15 protein-coding genes and 1 tRNA gene are annotated in these 16,071 nt (G+C 42.2%); 2 read left to right on the top strand and 14 right to left on the bottom strand.

Features of this window, described 5'->3' with window-relative positions; genetic code table 11:
* Positions 1-474: 474 nt before the first annotated feature.
* Positions 475-843, top strand: coding sequence for a hypothetical protein (locus ABYB02_RS07785; protein WP_372761903.1), 369 nt, complete (start codon positions 475-477; stop codon positions 841-843).
* Positions 844-1,054: 211 nt separating this feature from the next.
* Here the strand turns inward: ABYB02_RS07785 and ABYB02_RS07780 are convergent.
* From ABYB02_RS07780 to rppH, 12 genes are all read right to left on the bottom strand, one after another.
* Positions 1,055-1,129 (bottom strand) — tRNA-Arg (locus ABYB02_RS07780).
* A 66-nt stretch (positions 1,130-1,195) separates the two neighbouring features.
* A complete protein-coding gene (locus tag ABYB02_RS07775; RefSeq protein ID WP_372761902.1) occupies positions 1,196-1,846 on the bottom strand; it encodes a FlgO family outer membrane protein in 651 nt (216 codons plus the stop codon).
* Positions 1,847-1,853: 7 nt separating this feature from the next.
* Entirely contained in the window at positions 1,854-2,546 is a 693-nt protein-coding gene (locus tag ABYB02_RS07770; RefSeq protein WP_372761901.1) for a FlgO family outer membrane protein, read from the bottom strand.
* Positions 2,547-2,559: 13 nt separating this feature from the next.
* Positions 2,560-3,153, bottom strand: coding sequence for a FlgO family outer membrane protein (locus ABYB02_RS07765; protein ID WP_372761900.1), 594 nt, complete (start codon positions 3,151-3,153; stop codon positions 2,560-2,562).
* A gap of 62 nt (positions 3,154-3,215) precedes the next feature.
* Positions 3,216-3,806 carry an SPOR domain-containing protein gene (locus tag ABYB02_RS07760; RefSeq protein ID WP_372761899.1) on the bottom strand — a complete coding sequence of 197 codons (591 nt, stop codon included), beginning with the start codon at positions 3,804-3,806 and terminating at the stop codon, positions 3,216-3,218.
* Between the two features lie 106 nt (positions 3,807-3,912).
* Positions 3,913-4,599, bottom strand: coding sequence for an SPOR domain-containing protein (locus ABYB02_RS07755; protein ID WP_372761898.1), 687 nt, complete (start codon positions 4,597-4,599; stop codon positions 3,913-3,915).
* Between the two features lie 402 nt (positions 4,600-5,001).
* Positions 5,002-5,880, bottom strand: coding sequence for a UTP--glucose-1-phosphate uridylyltransferase GalU (gene galU, locus ABYB02_RS07750; RefSeq protein WP_372761897.1), 879 nt, complete (start codon positions 5,878-5,880; stop codon positions 5,002-5,004).
* Between the two features lie 18 nt (positions 5,881-5,898).
* The gene (locus tag ABYB02_RS07745) at positions 5,899-6,750 is read right to left on the bottom strand and encodes a thymidylate synthase (protein ID WP_372761896.1); all 852 of its coding nucleotides are present in this window, start codon (positions 6,748-6,750) and stop codon (positions 5,899-5,901) included.
* Between the two features lie 10 nt (positions 6,751-6,760).
* Entirely contained in the window at positions 6,761-7,564 is an 804-nt protein-coding gene (gene lgt, locus ABYB02_RS07740; protein ID WP_372761895.1) for a prolipoprotein diacylglyceryl transferase, read from the bottom strand.
* Between the two features lie 10 nt (positions 7,565-7,574).
* Complete coding sequence (locus ABYB02_RS07735; protein ID WP_372761894.1) at positions 7,575-8,384, bottom strand: sulfite exporter TauE/SafE family protein; 810 nt, start codon at positions 8,382-8,384, stop codon at positions 7,575-7,577.
* Positions 8,385-8,470: 86 nt separating this feature from the next.
* Entirely contained in the window at positions 8,471-10,735 is a 2,265-nt protein-coding gene (ptsP, locus tag ABYB02_RS07730; RefSeq protein ID WP_372761893.1) for a phosphoenolpyruvate--protein phosphotransferase, read from the bottom strand.
* 21 nt (positions 10,736-10,756) lie between these two features.
* Entirely contained in the window at positions 10,757-11,275 is a 519-nt protein-coding gene (gene rppH, locus ABYB02_RS07725; protein WP_372761892.1) for an RNA pyrophosphohydrolase, read from the bottom strand.
* Between the two features lie 486 nt (positions 11,276-11,761).
* On the opposite strand from rppH, the gene mutH reads away from it, so the two are divergent.
* Entirely contained in the window at positions 11,762-12,433 is a 672-nt protein-coding gene (mutH, locus tag ABYB02_RS07720; protein WP_372761891.1) for a DNA mismatch repair endonuclease MutH, read from the top strand.
* Positions 12,434-12,907: 474 nt separating this feature from the next.
* Here the strand turns inward: mutH and eno are convergent, their stop codons facing one another.
* Entirely contained in the window at positions 12,908-14,206 is a 1,299-nt protein-coding gene (gene eno, locus ABYB02_RS07715) for a phosphopyruvate hydratase (protein WP_372761890.1), read from the bottom strand.
* A gap of 110 nt (positions 14,207-14,316) precedes the next feature.
* The gene (locus ABYB02_RS07710) at positions 14,317-15,951 is read right to left on the bottom strand and encodes a CTP synthase (RefSeq protein WP_372761889.1); all 1,635 of its coding nucleotides are present in this window, start codon (positions 15,949-15,951) and stop codon (positions 14,317-14,319) included.
* Positions 15,952-16,071 lie beyond the last annotated feature (120 nt).

Here is a 16,071-nt window from a genome sequence, read left to right as displayed (position 1 = left end):
GGGCATAGGCTTCGGGCTTCGGGCTTCGGGCTTCGGGCTTCGGGCTTCGGGCTTCGGGCTTCGGGCTTCGGGCTTCGGGCTTCGGGCTTCGGGCTTCGGGCTTCGGGCCTCGGGCCTCGGGCCTCGGGCTAAATAAAGTAATCAGCGAGTAAATAACTTTACTCGCTTTTTTTATGCTCAAGCTAAAGCAAACCACAACCCAACCTTGTATCTCTTCTTGATGAGTGTTTAGCTAGCGCTTAGTTATGAATGTCATCGTAACTGTTCCTAAGTTCACATCAAATACCACCACTAAGCCAAAAATCACCCAAGGGGTCGTTTATGTCAGTTAATTATTGAGATATCAATTTGTTATTTAATATAGAAAGATTAGAGGTATTTTGTTATTAATGTGGCTAAGATTAAATCGACCCGATGATCGGTAGACCCCCCCGTTGGGTCGATATTAAATTGTTATGAGTAGAGGATGAGCTGGTGAAAGTTTTCAATATAGTGTTAATTATTATAGTGGCTCTATTGAGTATTGCCGCCGGCGCCGCAAAAGTTATGGCTGTTCCTGGAGAGGTTCAATTTCTTCAAAGTTTTGGCTTTAGTAACCCATTAATTACAACTTACGGAATTCTTCAGCTAAGCGGAGGCGGTTTGTTGATTCCACCCAAAACTAGAATGCTTGGGGCATTCGTTGCGAGCGCTTCCTTTTTAATATCAACAATTCTAATCTTTATAAGTGGCAATACAATATTTGGTTTGATATCGATCATTCCAGTAGCATTGACATTGATTGTTGCCTTTCAACTGAGCAAATTTACTCATAACAAACGCCTAAACTCCGACAATAGATAGTTATCATGGTTTTAGCAAATATCGCAAAAAGCCACACCAACACATTGCGTGTTAGGCGGGCGTTACCACCGTCCGCTTTAGCACAAAGCAGCCTGAATGTAATTTGGCTATTTTAACATCGCTAAACTTTTTATATTTACAGTTACGATGCTATAAATATGCTACACAAAAAACAAGTTCAGCGATATAAATCATAACCCATTGAATTTATTGGTAGCCCCTACAGGAATCGAACCTGTAACTGCCCCTTAGGAGGGGGCCGTTATATCCATTTAACTAAGAGGCCACTATCAAGCTTTTGAGGGTAAAATTATAACGGTGTTGGCCTTTTTGAAGCAAGTAACAAACGCGCTTAATTGCTTGATAAGTAAATGTCTTCTTTGCTTAGCACATACACAGGAATAAATTTACGACTGCTTGCCACCACTTGCTGATTGCTCACGTTGATTACTCGGGTATTTACGCTCACGCCATTACGACGATAAATTAACGTACCGCCCAACACATGGCTGGCCATATGTTTTTTGCTGAGCTTTTTAATGTCTCGTGAAAAAACAAAGTCGCCTCGGCTATTTACAGTTATTTTCGCGGCGGTTTTAAAGTCAACCACGCCATAACCAAACTTTTGCAGCTGATGAATAAGTGTTTCTGATATTTGATTGCCTAACTGGTTACTGTTGTTTAGCGTGGCATCTAGGTCTACAACGGTGGTAACCGCAATATTAATACTGTTATCTAATTCTTGCCCAGACTCTAACGTATCAACTAAATCCAGTGCCATTTGTTCAACGTAATTTACTAACGTTTTGTGATGCTGAAGCGGCGTAAACTGCTGGCTTGTGTCGTACTCGCCACGCATAGGCTGCTGCGCTTGTTCGTAGTTGGCATTAATATCATAATGGCTCGCACGGTGGGTATTAGCCGATGGGCTCTTTGGTGCCGTTTGACACCCCGCTAAGCTAAGCAACAACAGTGAACTAGTTGCAAGTTTTTTATAATGCATTACGTCCTCACTTATTTGCTTGCTTAAGCAAAATACCATCGGTGCGATAACTGCTATTGAGTGCATCAACCACGGCTTGTGGAATAAAGCCTTGTGCTGTGCCTACTACCGCTTTGCTGGTTAAGCCTATAATACGGGCGTTAACTAATACGCCGCCTTGGTGGTTCACTAAGGTACCGGCTAATACATAATTAAAGTTTTGCTCTTGGTTTAGTTCTAAATAGTCGCGGCTTAATACAAAGTCGCCACTGGGGGTAACGCGCATAAAATCGGTGGTTTTAAAATCGATGACAGGTACACCAAAACTATGCAGTTCGTGCATAAAGCTTTCGGCTATTTGGTTACCCAATAAACTCGCATCGTTGTAGTCATCATCTAAAAATACGAAGCTGGATACCGCTAACGGCGTTTTTTGATTTACGTATTGTAAGTTTTCTGCCATGTCTTGCATTATGCCGCGCACATAATGGTTAATGTTTTTTCGCATCGCCGTATTTGACACAGTGTAATTATTATATTGCGTAAGCCCCGATTGAAATACGTGATTATCGGCCATTGGCGTTGCCACATCACGCTGCTCATTTGCTAGTTGTTTGCTGTTATTGGCTGCTGCATGGCTTGGGTGTGAATTCATACCACTATGCGTTTGTGAGCAGCCAAAGCCCAATGGCAAACATAATATTAGTAATAGCTGTTTCATTTTTTGCTCCTAATTAGTATTCGCTGCGGTATAAATGACTTTCGCGTTGCTGCACTTTTTCACTGCCCCACATAACATTGATTGGGATCTCTGTGCTGCCCGCCGATAACACCTGGTTATTATTAATGTTAACGAGTCGCGCATTAACAATGTAGGCATGTTGCTGGCGGGTTACTGTGCCGGTAATAATTAAGTCAATATTCTGACGTTCGCGCAATTCAGCTAATTCACGACTTAATGCACTGTCGGCATGACGGTTGAGTGTTAAAGAGTTCGTTAAGCGGTATTCCACCGTATGGTAGCCAAGCTGAGTAAACTGAGTTAATAAGCTCTCTTGCAGTTGTTGGCTTAAACCCGCGGCCTGACCGCTGATAAGCTTTGAATCAAGTGCGTCGGCATAATAAAAACTGCTCACCGCTATACGGGTATTGCTATTTAGCGGCCGCTTAAAATGGCTCAGCTGATGAGTGAGGTTATTTACGTAGTCATTTACCGTATAAGGCGCCATCGCTGCTTTTGCTGCATGCGTACTCACACTTGGCTCAGGCGCTGGCGCTGCGCTACAGGCGACTAAATTAATTAATAATAAGGGTAATAAAAGGCGCATAGTTGCCATCCTCTTTTAAACATAGCCAAGAGAAAGCAAGTATTATGCCCAAAACGCTACTATTATGTTTTATCTGCAGTGTAATTACTGACAAAGCAGTTTATTTGCTGTTGCATTAAGGCTTGACACGCCTCGAGCGCTTCACTTTTGGTTTTATAAGCCCCCAACTTTAACCGATAAAATCGCGTGTTTTGTACTATGGCAGGCTCAATATTAACAACGAGTGTTGCTGTGATGATATCGGGAGCTTGTTGCTTTAATTGGGTTAGCGCATTTAGCGTTGTTTGCTTATCTTTGAATGCTGCCACTTGTAGTGCAAATAAAGTGACAGGCTTTGCGGGCAGCTCGGTTAAATTAAATATCGTTTCGACCTGCTGAGTATTAGCTGCTTTTTGTTGCTCAATTTGTTTTAGATTGACACTCAGTTGCGCTAATTTACTTTCTAACTCCAGTAGTTTTTCCACTTTGGGCTGTGCGTTTTGCCATTGCTCGGCAGAGTGTTGTAGTTGGGCGAGTTCGGCTTTGTTAATATGTATATTTTTTACCGGATCGCTTGTTGTTGAGCGGTGTGTGTTTTTTGCACTGCAAGCACTTACTAGCAATGCTATCGTCAGCATTATTACAATGCGCTTAAAATTCCGTTTTAACTGCATACAGGTTTCCTACCTTTGTTTTATTAATCAGCGCCTCTCAAATAAAAAGCAGCATGGTTAAGCCGCTAGTGTATGAAAAAAATATTATTTAGCAAGTGTCAATTAACTACAGTTTCACGGGTTTGTCGGTGTAATTACTGACAATACAGTCTTGTTTATAGAGTTTGAACACTTCGCAATCGGCTTGAGCATTCTTAAAGTTTTGATATACCCCTAACTTTAAACGGTAGTAGGTTTTATTATTAATGGTGGCAGTTTCTACATTGGTGCGTATTTTATCTCTAAATAACGGCGCTGCTTTATTGTTAAGCTCTTGCCACGCTTTAACTAAGTCTTGTTCTGAATCAAGTGAGGCAACTTGTAAAGCAAACACGGCTTTGGGGGTGTTTTTTTTAACCACGGGTTTATTACTGTAGTTATAGTTGGCTTTAACCGTTTGCTGAGCAGTGTTAGTAGTATACCTTTGTCGACTTGCACCTTGATATTGGCGGCGATACCCTTGTTGCGACTGCGCAATCGCTTTGCTATTAATAATGTCGATATGATCTACTAAATAAGTAATTTCTTTTTCTAGCTTTAACAGGCGCTCTAACCCCGCACGGGCTTGTTGCCATTGCATAGCAGCATCTTTAAGCTGGGCAAGCTCTAAGGCGGTCACCGACACGTACTCAGGCTCATTTACTACGGGCTCAGCAATAGGATCACTACCAGAGAGTGTTGTACAGGCTGTACTAAACAACAGTACTAGCGAGCTCAATATTAACCGGTAATTATATTTTTTATATTTAAACATCTATTCGTTACCTGAAAGTAGTGCAGTGACACTGACATTCCAGTTAAACAACCTTACCAGGAAGCGTTTAACTTTATTGATTATATAGAAGAACAACCTAGATCTTTTAACCGATAATTGATGACTTAAAAAGCGCAATCCATTCCTTTAGTACAACATTTAACACCAAGTGAAACTTAACATCAATTAACATAAACATTACAACATAATTTGTGTTATGTCTGTAGAAATAGTCAAACAATCACTCATTTAATAGTAATAGTATGAAATAAGTGATTAATGATAGTGCCAAGAAAATGCTTTAATAAGATGGCTATCCCCCCCTAAAAATAGTCATCAAAGTATTCACCCATAAAAAAGGCGCCCAAGTTGGCGCCTCACTATTAATTTATGTAGTGAACATTAAATTAATGTTTTAATAAATGTTTTTAGCTCAGCTGCAAATTCTTCTCGGCGCAGTGCAAATTCAATGGTCGCCTTAAGGTAGCCAATTTTACTACCGCAGTCATGGCTGCGCCCTTTAATGGCGTACGCATCAACGGGTTCGTGTGCCATTAGCATGGCAATTGCATCAGTTAGCTGAATTTCATCGCCCGCACCTTGCGGGGTTTTTGCTAATAATGGCCAAATGTTTTCACTTAATACATAACGCCCTACCACCGCAAGGTTTGACGGTGCTTGTGCAACAGCCGGTTTTTCTACCATATTATGAATAGGTGAGCTTTTACCTGCTGCCAGTTCCACATCACCTAAATCAACAATACCAAATTGATCAACTTGCTCTTTAGGTACGGCCTCTACCATGATCTGGCTGTGTTTAGTTTGTTCAAACCGGCTGATCATTTCGGCTAGGTTATCTGTTGTAAGATCAGACTCCATATCATCAATGATCACGTCAGGTAAAATAACCACAAACGGTTCATTACCTATAATGGGCGCTGCACAATTAATAGCATGCCCGAGCCCTTTCGCTTCACCTTGGCGTACCTGAATAATGGTCACGTCTTTTGGGCAAATGGACTGTATTTCGGCAAGTAGCTGGCGCTTAACGCGCTTTTCAAGTGTTGCTTCTAACTCAAAGCTAGTGTCAAAGTGGTTTTCAATCGAGTTTTTACTTGAATGCGTTACTAATACGATTTCTTTAACACCCGCAGCAACGGCTTCGTTTACTACGTATTGAATTAAAGGTCGGTCTACAACTGGCAGCATTTCTTTAGGAATTGCTTTAGTAGCGGGTAACATGCGTGTACCGAGGCCTGCTACGGGGATCACTGCTTTCATGGTGTTTTCCTTAATCTTTTATACTGAAAATGGGTATTTAATGGCTTCGTGGCATTGATAGCCGCTCACTGTAAAGTCATCTTTAGTGACCCAGGTTTCTATATCTTCAAGCGATTTAATATTGGGATTAATCGTTAATTGCGGCGATGCAAATGGCTCGCGTTGTAATTGCACATCACGCATTAATTCTAGTTGGTTTTCGTAAATGTGGGCGTTTGTAATTTTATGATAAGCCTTGCCAGGCTTATGCCCGGTAATTTGGGCTACCAATGCCAGCAGTACAAAACATTGAATTTGATTGAAATTCAACCCTAATGGCACATCACAGCTACGCTGATAAGAGGTTAAATATAAGGTATCACCTAACAATGAAAAAGTGTGCGTATGCATACACGGGCGCAAGCAGCCAAGCTCAAATTCGCCCGGGTTATAAAAGCTAATAATTTCGCCGCGATCGTCTATGCCATTTTTTAAGTTATTAATTACTTTAGCCAGCTGGTCGAGCGTTGAGCCATCGGGACGCTGCCAGTTACGCCCTTGCACGCCGTATACACGGCCCATATCGTCTTCGCCCTTCCGATTTGGGTTATTTAACCATGCGCTATTTTCGTTCGCATTTGCATCCCAGGTTTTACACCCTATATCGCGAAATTGCTTGGCGTTATCGTAACCTCGTAAATAACCGAGTAATTCTGCAATTGCGGCTTTGTAATAGCTTTTACGCGTGGTGATCATCGGAAACTGATTATTTGCCACATCGTATTCTAAATCGGCGTTAATAACCGTTAAGCAGCGCGTACCGGTGCGTTTATTTTCAACCCACTGCCCTTCGTCAACAATGCGCTGACATAACTGTAAATATTGTTTCATCGTTTGTTTTTTAACCTTTTGCAGCTGTTGCTTGTTGTGGTTTTTTATAAGCCCAAATTAATAAGCCTAAGCCACCGATGATCATCGGTAACGACAGTATTTGTCCCATTGAAATAACTCCACCAAACAGGCCTAAATGCGCATCCGGTTCGCGGAAATATTCAATGCAAAAACGGAAAAATCCGTAACCTAATAAAAACACACCACCCACACTGCCTACGGGACGTGATTTTTTAATAAATATATATAAAATAATAAACAATACTAGTCCTTCAAAAAAGGCTTCATAAAGTTGTGATGGATGACGCGCTAATGGCCCGCCCGTTGGGAACACCATAGCCCACGGCACATCGGTGGTGCGCCCCCATAATTCACCATTAATAAAGTTACCAATTCGCCCAGCTAATAATCCCACTGGCACCAGCGGCGCAACAAAGTCACCCACAGCTAATAACTGTTTTTTCCGTGTCCAAGCAAAAATACCAATCGCGGTAATAACTCCCAAAGTGCCGCCATGAAACGACATACCGCCTTGATCTATCCTGAATAAATAAAACGGATTTTCTAAAAAATAGCTAAATTGATAAAATAATACATAGCCAATACGCCCGCCCAGTATTACCCCAAGCATGCCGTAAAATAATAAGTCGCCTACTTCTTCTTTGCTCCAATTAGAACCGGCTTTAGCCGCTTGACGATTAGCAAACCACATCGCAAACGCAAAGCCTATTAAATACATTAAGCCGTACCAACGTACGCTGAGAGGACCGACAGAAAAAATTATCGGATCAATTTGAGGAAACTCCATTGCCATATATAAACCTTTAGCTTAAAACCATTTTGATTGCGATGATAACTAACAGCACCGCGAAAACTTTCTTTATTGTATTAACCGGTAAATAGTGCGTAGCTTTTGCTCCCATGGGCGCAATAAACCACGACGTTACTACAATGCCAAATAATGCAGGTAAATACACAAACCCTGCAAAACCATGGGCTAAGTCGGTTACCTGCCAACCGGCACTAATGTAACCAATTGAGCCAAATAAAGCGATAACAATGCCGCAGGCCGCAGCGCAGCCAATCGCCTTTTTGATATCAACCGAATAATAATGCAGCAAAGGCACAATTAATGCGCCGCCGCCTATGCCAATTAAGCCCGACAGCGCGCCCATTATCGCACACAGGCTGGCTAGTATTGGCCCCGCAGGTAAAGGCTTTACCCGTAATGGTTTATTTCGCGCCGACAACACCATTCTTAGGGCAATAAATACCACACTCACAGCAAATACCGTGCGTAATACTTGTTCTGGGATCAAACTGGCTGCAAAGCCACTGATCAACGCGCCAATCGCCACCCCCGACATAACCCAAGGAGCAATAGCCCAAGGCACGTTAGCATTTTTATGATGAGCCAGCGCTGAAGAGGTTGAGGTAAACAAAATAGAAGCAAGTGAGGTGGCAATCGCAATAACTAAAATATTTTCTGCGGGGGCAACGTTAAACGTGAGTAATAACGCACTTAATACCGGCACAATGATTAAACCACCACCAATGCCTAATAATCCTGCTAAAAAACCGACTACACAGCCTAGTAGCGCACAATAAGCCACTAATAATCCTAGCTCATACATAGTTATTCCAAACACCTTTTATTATGTGGGTATGTTAATGGATTTTGCTGCCGTAAACACGTAAATTCATTACGTGTACAACACGCTTATTTAGGCGTATAAAATAAGTTGCCCAATTGATGCTCAATCATAAAATTACGAGTTAAACGTAATACTTGTTTGGCCGATGATTGCGCTAAGCACTCTTTTAGTAACGCTTCCATGTCACTAACATGCAAACGTCTCAACACCCATTTCACTTTATTCAGTGACGACAGGTTCATACTTAAACGACGATATCCCATAGCAATCAATAATATGGCTCCCTCGGGGTCGCCACCTAACTCACCACACAAACTAAAGGGTAATTCGTGCTGTTGGCACTCGCACGCCACTTTATTTAATACTCTTAACACCGCCGGGTGATACGGGTTAAATAGCTCGGCCACTCGCGCATTTGATCTATCAACGGCAAGTAGGTATTGCGTTAAATCGTTGCTGCCTACCGAACAAAAGTCCACTTTTTGTGACCAGTCGGCCAACATAAATACACTTGAGGGCACTTCCAGCATAATCCCTATATCGGGCCGCTCTACGGTAAGCTCTGGGTGCTGCTCGTTAAGTTCAAAATAGGCTTGTTCAAATAACGCCAGTGATTCATCAACTTCTTCTGTACCACTGATCATCGGCAGCATAATTTTTAAATTACCTAAGCCAATATTCGCTTTGAGCATGGCCTTGAGTTGATCTAAAAATAGCTCAGGGTGATCTAAACTGATCCTAATACCGCGCCAGCCTAAAAATGGGTTTTCTTCGGTAATATTAAAGTAATCAAGAACTTTATCGCCCCCTATATCAAGGGTACGCATGACCACCGGATTGGGGTAATAGCTGCTGAGCACTTCTCGGTACCAATGCTCTTGCTCGGTTTGTGAAGGAAATTGTCCTTTTTGCATAAACCACGATTCGGTACGATATAACCCTACCCCATCACAAATATGCGCACTGTTCTGCTGCGGGTTAAACTCAAGCCCCGCATTGAGCAATAAACTAATATGTTCGCCATCTAAGGTATGGGCGCTAAGGGATTGCTCAGCTAAAAAACGATTATTCAGTAAGTTATCTTGGTGCTGTAGCTCGGTATACTCATCAATTAATATTTGCGACGGTGATATGTACAAACGCCCCGAAAAGGCATCTAAAATCATTGATTTATTATTGAGCTGCAATAATGGAATATCTTCAATGCCCCAAATAGCCGGCACCCCCATAGCGCGCGTGAGTATGGATGCATGGCTATTCGCTGAGCCGTTAATACTCACCACCCCTACCAAGCGTTCCTTAGGCACCTCTGCCAACATGGCGGGGGTTAATGTATGCGCGATGAGTATGGTATTTTCGGGGTAGTCTTTTATCGCATATTCGGTATTAACCAAATGGTGCAGCACGCGTAAACCAATGTCTTTAACATCGACTGCACGCTCCTTAATATAAGGATCTTGCATGGCGTTAAACTGTGCAATTAAGCGTTCAATAACAATCTTTAAGGCGCTTTTTGCACACCAGCCCTGTTGCAGTTCTTTTTCAACATTATGGCCTAAGCTTTTCGCATCCAGTAATTGCTGATACACATCAAACACAGCGAGTGCTTCTTGTGGTATCGAATCACTGAGCGTCATTGATAAAGTACTAAACTCTTTACGTGTGGCCGCCACAGCTTGCGTAAACAAACGACGCTGCTCGGTTACATCGCTTTCTTTTACCAGCTCAATAGACTTAAAATTGACTTTAGGAATAACCACAAACGCATTACCAATACTAATACCCGGTGCGCTTGATACCCCTTTTAATACCGATGTTTGATGAGAGAATTCATCTTGACGTAATACTTCTTTGATTTCGGCATGCGCTAATTGCGAGGCTAATTGCGCTGATAGGGTAATTAAAAATGACTCTTCATCTTGGCTAAACACGCGAGCCATTTTTTGTTGCACAACAATAACGCCCAATACTTTCTTTTGGTGTACCACAGGCACAGACAAAAAAGCATTGTAGCCTTCTTCATTTACTTCGGGAGAGAGCTTAAAGCGCGGGTGAGACTTCGCAAACGCAATGTTAATTGCTTCTTCGCGCTGTGCAACCAGTCCCACTAACCCTTCGGTAAAGCCTATTCTAAACTTGCCCACCGCATCGGGGTTGAGCCCTTCGGTGGCCATTAACACAAAATTGTCTTGGCTGTAATCAGCAAAATAAATAGAGCAGCACTGGGTTTGCATGGCTTCTTTAACCATTTGCACAAAGCACGCTAACGCACTGTCTAGGCTCGCTTGTTGCGAAACTGACTCGGCGATAGATCTGAGTGTTGCCAGCATATGCTGCTCCTTTATATGTAACTACCTTTTATTGCGCCAATGATCTTTGTGCTGTTCACGTTTATTAAAAGGCATAGCGAAAGGAGCAAACTCTTTCATCACACGTCGATATACATCGCGCTTAAATGACACCACTTGCCTTACCGGATACCAATAACTTACCCAACGCCAATCATCAAACTCTGGATGATGGGTTTTAAGTAAATTTACATCTTCATCTCTACAGCGTAGTTTTAGTAAAAACCATTTTTGTTTTTGCCCAATACACACCGGACTCGAATCGCGGCGTATTAATCGTTTGGGTAATTTATAACGTAACCAATGTTTAGAGCTTGCGACAATTTCTACATCTTCTGGACGCAATCCTACTTCTTCGTGTAATTCGCGATACATGGTTTGCTCGGGTGTTTCACCACCATCGACACCGCCTTGGGGAAATTGCCAAGAATGTTGACCGTAACGCCTTGCCCAAAACACTTGTCCCTGATTATTGCAAATTACAATTCCGACATTGGCACGAAAACCTTCGGCATCAATCACCTTAGTGCCTCATTTGTAAGTCGATTTTTAATGATTGTTCCACATTAGCCGCAATACGGCAAATACTATTATAGTCAAGCGAATGCGCGACGAATAATTAGCCATACATTTACAGTTACTACAATAATGACACGTTTTATTGCTGGTTACTCACACCCTGTGTATAACTTTGATAAAACACGCTCATTTTGCAAACAAATCCACAATAGGCGATCTAAAAACCCGATTTCTCCACAGTTTCTGTGGATAAACATGTTTATATATCTGTATTCATTACCACAAGCGTTATATGCTTTATTTAAATTCACTTAGCATACATATAATTTCCTTTTAAATTCAGTTAATTATAAATTTATAATGATTTTTTAACTTGGCTAATATTACAGCAAACACACCATGGACAAAAAACAGCCAAAGCCAAAGATATCCACGGTTGGTCAGATTTGCTATCATGCTAAGGGTATTTATTCAACTCAAATAAACAGTATGCGACCTATAAAACCACGTTCAATTAATGACTTAATGCAGCGCGTTAATAACATTGCAGGACTCACCCTTGGCCAGTTAGCGAGTGAGTATCATTTTAAAACCCCGGATGATTTACTGCGTGAAAAAGGCTGGACCGGACAACTAATAGAATATGTACTAGGCGCAACAGCTGGCTCCAAACCACTGCCCGATTTTGAAGATTTAGGTATAGAACTAAAAACCCTGCCTATTTCTTATAAAGGCAAACCTTTAGAAACCACCTTTGTATCAGTGACGCCACTAATGCATGTAACCGGCATGACTTGGCAACAAAGTGCAGTACGTAAAAAGCTTAACCATGTACTCTGGCTGCCTATTTTGAGCGAGCGCGACATCGCCCCGTTTGATAGAACCATAGGCAGTGGTTTTTTATGGCAGCCCAGCCCTGAGCAAGACGCCTTATTGCAACGCGATTGGGAAGAACAAATGGAATTAATTGCACTCGGCCGTGTGGATGAAATATCGGGACATCTAGGCGATGCGATACAAATTCGCCCTAAAGCTGCCAACAGCAAAGTAGTAACCGACGCCATTGGCCCCAATGGAAAAATTATAAAAACCCTCCCCCGTGGCTTTTATTTAAAAACCAGCTTTACCGGCGAGATTTTAAAGCAGCAATTTCAGCTGTAACCAGCAACCAATATCAGCGGCTAATCTCCGCCACAACCTGATACCTGGCCCTGAAACCTCAAACCTGCTATTTAAATTCCTAACTGATCGCTGACAGCTGCCCTTTCGCACAAAGAGAAGCGAAGGAGGGTAAATGAGAAGCCAAAAAACTATAACTGTATTTATTACTGCTCTAAAGCGCAGCGTCTCTTAAGCTCTTTGTGAATATTTTTACTAAAACAAAGTCGCACTTCGTGCGCGCTGTTAGTTAATTTTTACCTGACTCCTGACGCCTGAAACCTCAAACCTGCTATTTAAATTCCTAACTGAGCGCTGACAGCTAAACCCTGACAGCTACTCTTCCCCACCGCGCTTGGCTATTTTTTACCTGACACCTGACACCTGAAACCTGATACCTGCTCTTTACTATTTAAACAAAAAAATCCTCGCCTAAGCGAGGATTTTTATAATCTTAAATATCAGATCTTTAAAGAATTACTGACCTTTTACTTCTTTTAAACCATTGTACGGTGCTTTAGCGCCTAATTGCTCTTCAATACGTAGCAATTGGTTGTACTTAGCAACACGGTCAGAACGGCTTAATGAACCCGTTTTGATTTGACCCGCCGCAGTACCTACTGCTAAATCAGCAATGGTAGCATCTTCTGTTTCGCCTGAGCGGTGTGAGATAACCACGGTAAAGCCAGCGTCTTTTGCCATTTTAATAGCAGCTAACGTCTCTGTTAAAGAACCAATTTGGTTAAACTTTATTAAGATAGAGTTAGCAATACCGTTGTCGATACCACGCTTTAAAATTTTAGTATTAGTTACGAATAAATCGTCACCCACTAACTGTACTTTATCGCCTAACAGTTTAGTTTGATGCGCAAAACCATCCCAGTCAGACTCATCAAGACCATCTTCAATAGACACTATCGGGTATTGCTCAGTTAAGTCTTTTAAGAAGAAGTTAAACTCTTCAGAAGTGAACTGCTTACCTTCGCCTTTTAGGTCGTAAATATTGGCTTCTTTGTTGTAAAACTCAGATGCTGCACAATCAAGTGCTAAGGTAATGTCTTTACCTAGCTCGTAACCTGCGTTAGCAACAGCGACTTTAATTGCCGCAAGTGCCGCTTCGTTTGATGCTAGGTTTGGTGCAAAACCGCCTTCGTCGCCTACCGCTGTTGAGTGACCGTCGGCTTTAAGTACTTTAGCAAGGCTATGGAAAATTTCTGCACCCATACGCAAGCCTTCACGGAAGTTAGCAGCGCCAACCGGTTGGATCATAAACTCTTGAATATCTACTGAGTTATCAGCATGCTCGCCACCATTAATGATGTTCATCATCGGCAGTGGCATAGAGTAAACGCCTGGCGTGCCGTTTAAATCAGCAATATGCTCATAAAGTTCTACTTTTTTAGACTGCGCAGCGGCTTTTGCAGTTGCCAGCGATACCGCTAAAATAGCGTTAGCGCCTAGTTTTTCTTTATTTTCTGTGCCATCTAAATCTAACATGACTTGGTCAACAACGCGTTGCTCAAGTGCATTTTGGCCGGCTAACGCAGTGGCGATTTCATTATTAATAAAACCTACCGCGTTTAATACGCCTTTACCTAAATAACGAGCTTTATCACCATCGCGTAATTCTAATGCTTCGCGAGTACCTGTAGATGCGCCAGACGGCGCCGCAGCACGGCCCCATGAACCATCAGCTAAATGTACATCAGCTTCAACAGTTGGGTTACCACGCGAGTCCATAATTTCGCGACCGATTACTTTTACGATTTCTGACATCTTGATTCCTCTATCTTCCCAAAATGGTGAATTACTGCCAACTCAGGTTAAATGAGCTTGGTTGGCTTTTAAAACAAATAAGCCGTGCAAAATGCACGGCCTATTAAATATTACGAAGACGCTTTTTGGTGAGTATGCGCCGCAGCTACAAACCCTTCAAATAACGGGTGACCATCGCGTGGTGTTGATGTGAATTCCGGGTGGAATTGCGCAGCAATAAACCAAGGGTGATCTTTATTTTCAATGATCTCTACTAATTTTTTATCTTCTGATAAACCAGTAAAGCTCAAGCCTGCTTTTTCAAGCTGCTCTACAAAGTTATTGTTCACTTCGTAACGATGGCGATGACGCTCAACAATTTCGTCACTGCCGTATACCGCATGCACTTTTGAGCCTGGCGTTAAATGACATTTTTGTGCGCCTAAACGCATGGTGCCACCTAAGTCTGACTTTTCGTCACGCACTTCTACTTTACCTTCTGCATCAAGCCATTCAGTGATCAACCCCACTACTGGGTTTGCAGACTGTGGATTAAACTCAGTTGAGTTTGCATCAGTAAGACCTGCAACGTTACGCGCGTATTCAATTAGCGCCACTTGCATCCCTAAACAAATGCCTAAGTAAGGCACTTTGTTTTCGCGTGCGTATTTAGCCGCTAAAATTTTACCTTCAACACCACGTCCACCGAAACCACCCGGCACTAAAATAGCATCTAAGCGCGTGAGTGAATCAACGCCTTTGGTTTCTAAGTCTTGTGAATCAATATACTCAATATTAATCGTTAAACGATTTTTAAGACCGGCATGCTTTAATGCTTCGTTTACTGATTTATACGCATCAGGTAATTCGATGTATTTACCTACCATACCGATAGTCACTTCACCCGTTGGGTTAGACTCTTGATACAGTACTTGTTCCCACTCAACTAAATCGGCTTCTGGCGCTTCTAAGTGGAAACGACGACACACAAAGTAATCAAGCTCTTGCGACTTCAATAGCGCCGGTATTTTATAAATGCTGTCTACATCAGGTAGTGAAATAACCGCTTTTTCTTCTACGTTAGTGAACAAAGCAATTTTAGCGCGTTCATTATTTGGTAGTTTACGGTCTGAGCGACAAATAAGGATATCAGGTTGAATACCAATCGAACGTAACTCTTTCACTGAGTGTTGGGTTGGTTTGGTTTTCACTTCACCCGCAGGGCCTAAGAATGGCACAAGCGTTAAGTGTATAAATAGCGCGCGCTCACGGCCAATTTCAGTCCCCATCTGACGAATAGCTTCTAAGAAAGGTTGTGACTCAATATCACCAACAGTACCGCCAATTTCAACGATTGCTATGTCGTGGCCTTCTGCGCCAGCGTAAACACGTTGCTTAATATCGTTGGTAATGTGTGGAATTACCTGAATTGTTGCGCCAAGGTATTCACCACGTCGTTCACGACGTAATACATCTTCGTATACACGACCTTGTGTGAAGTTATTACGACTTGTCATTTTAGTACGAATAAAGCGCTCATAGTGACCTAAGTCTAAGTCAGTCTCTGCGCCGTCTTCTGTAACGTATACTTCACCATGTTGAATTGGGCTCATTGTGCCTGGATCAACGTTGATGTAAGGATCCAGCTTTAAGATAGTAACATTTAAGCCACGGGCCTCTAAAATAGCTGCCAATGATGCTGCTGCAATACCTTTACCCAACGAAGAAACAACCCCGCCGGTAACGAAGATAAATTTTGTACTCATGCGAACCCTAGAATATCAGGAATTAAAAGGAATATAATACCCAAACAAGTGATTTTGGAATATAAACAGGACGGGGAGAAATTGTACCAAAGCATAGCCAATCAATCCAGCTAAAATTAG

Source organism: Pseudoalteromonas sp. (assembly GCF_041613455.1).
In the GTDB taxonomy this organism is placed as follows: domain Bacteria; phylum Pseudomonadota; class Gammaproteobacteria; order Enterobacterales; family Alteromonadaceae; genus Pseudoalteromonas.
This window is presented reverse-complemented; position numbering and strand designations above follow the sequence as displayed.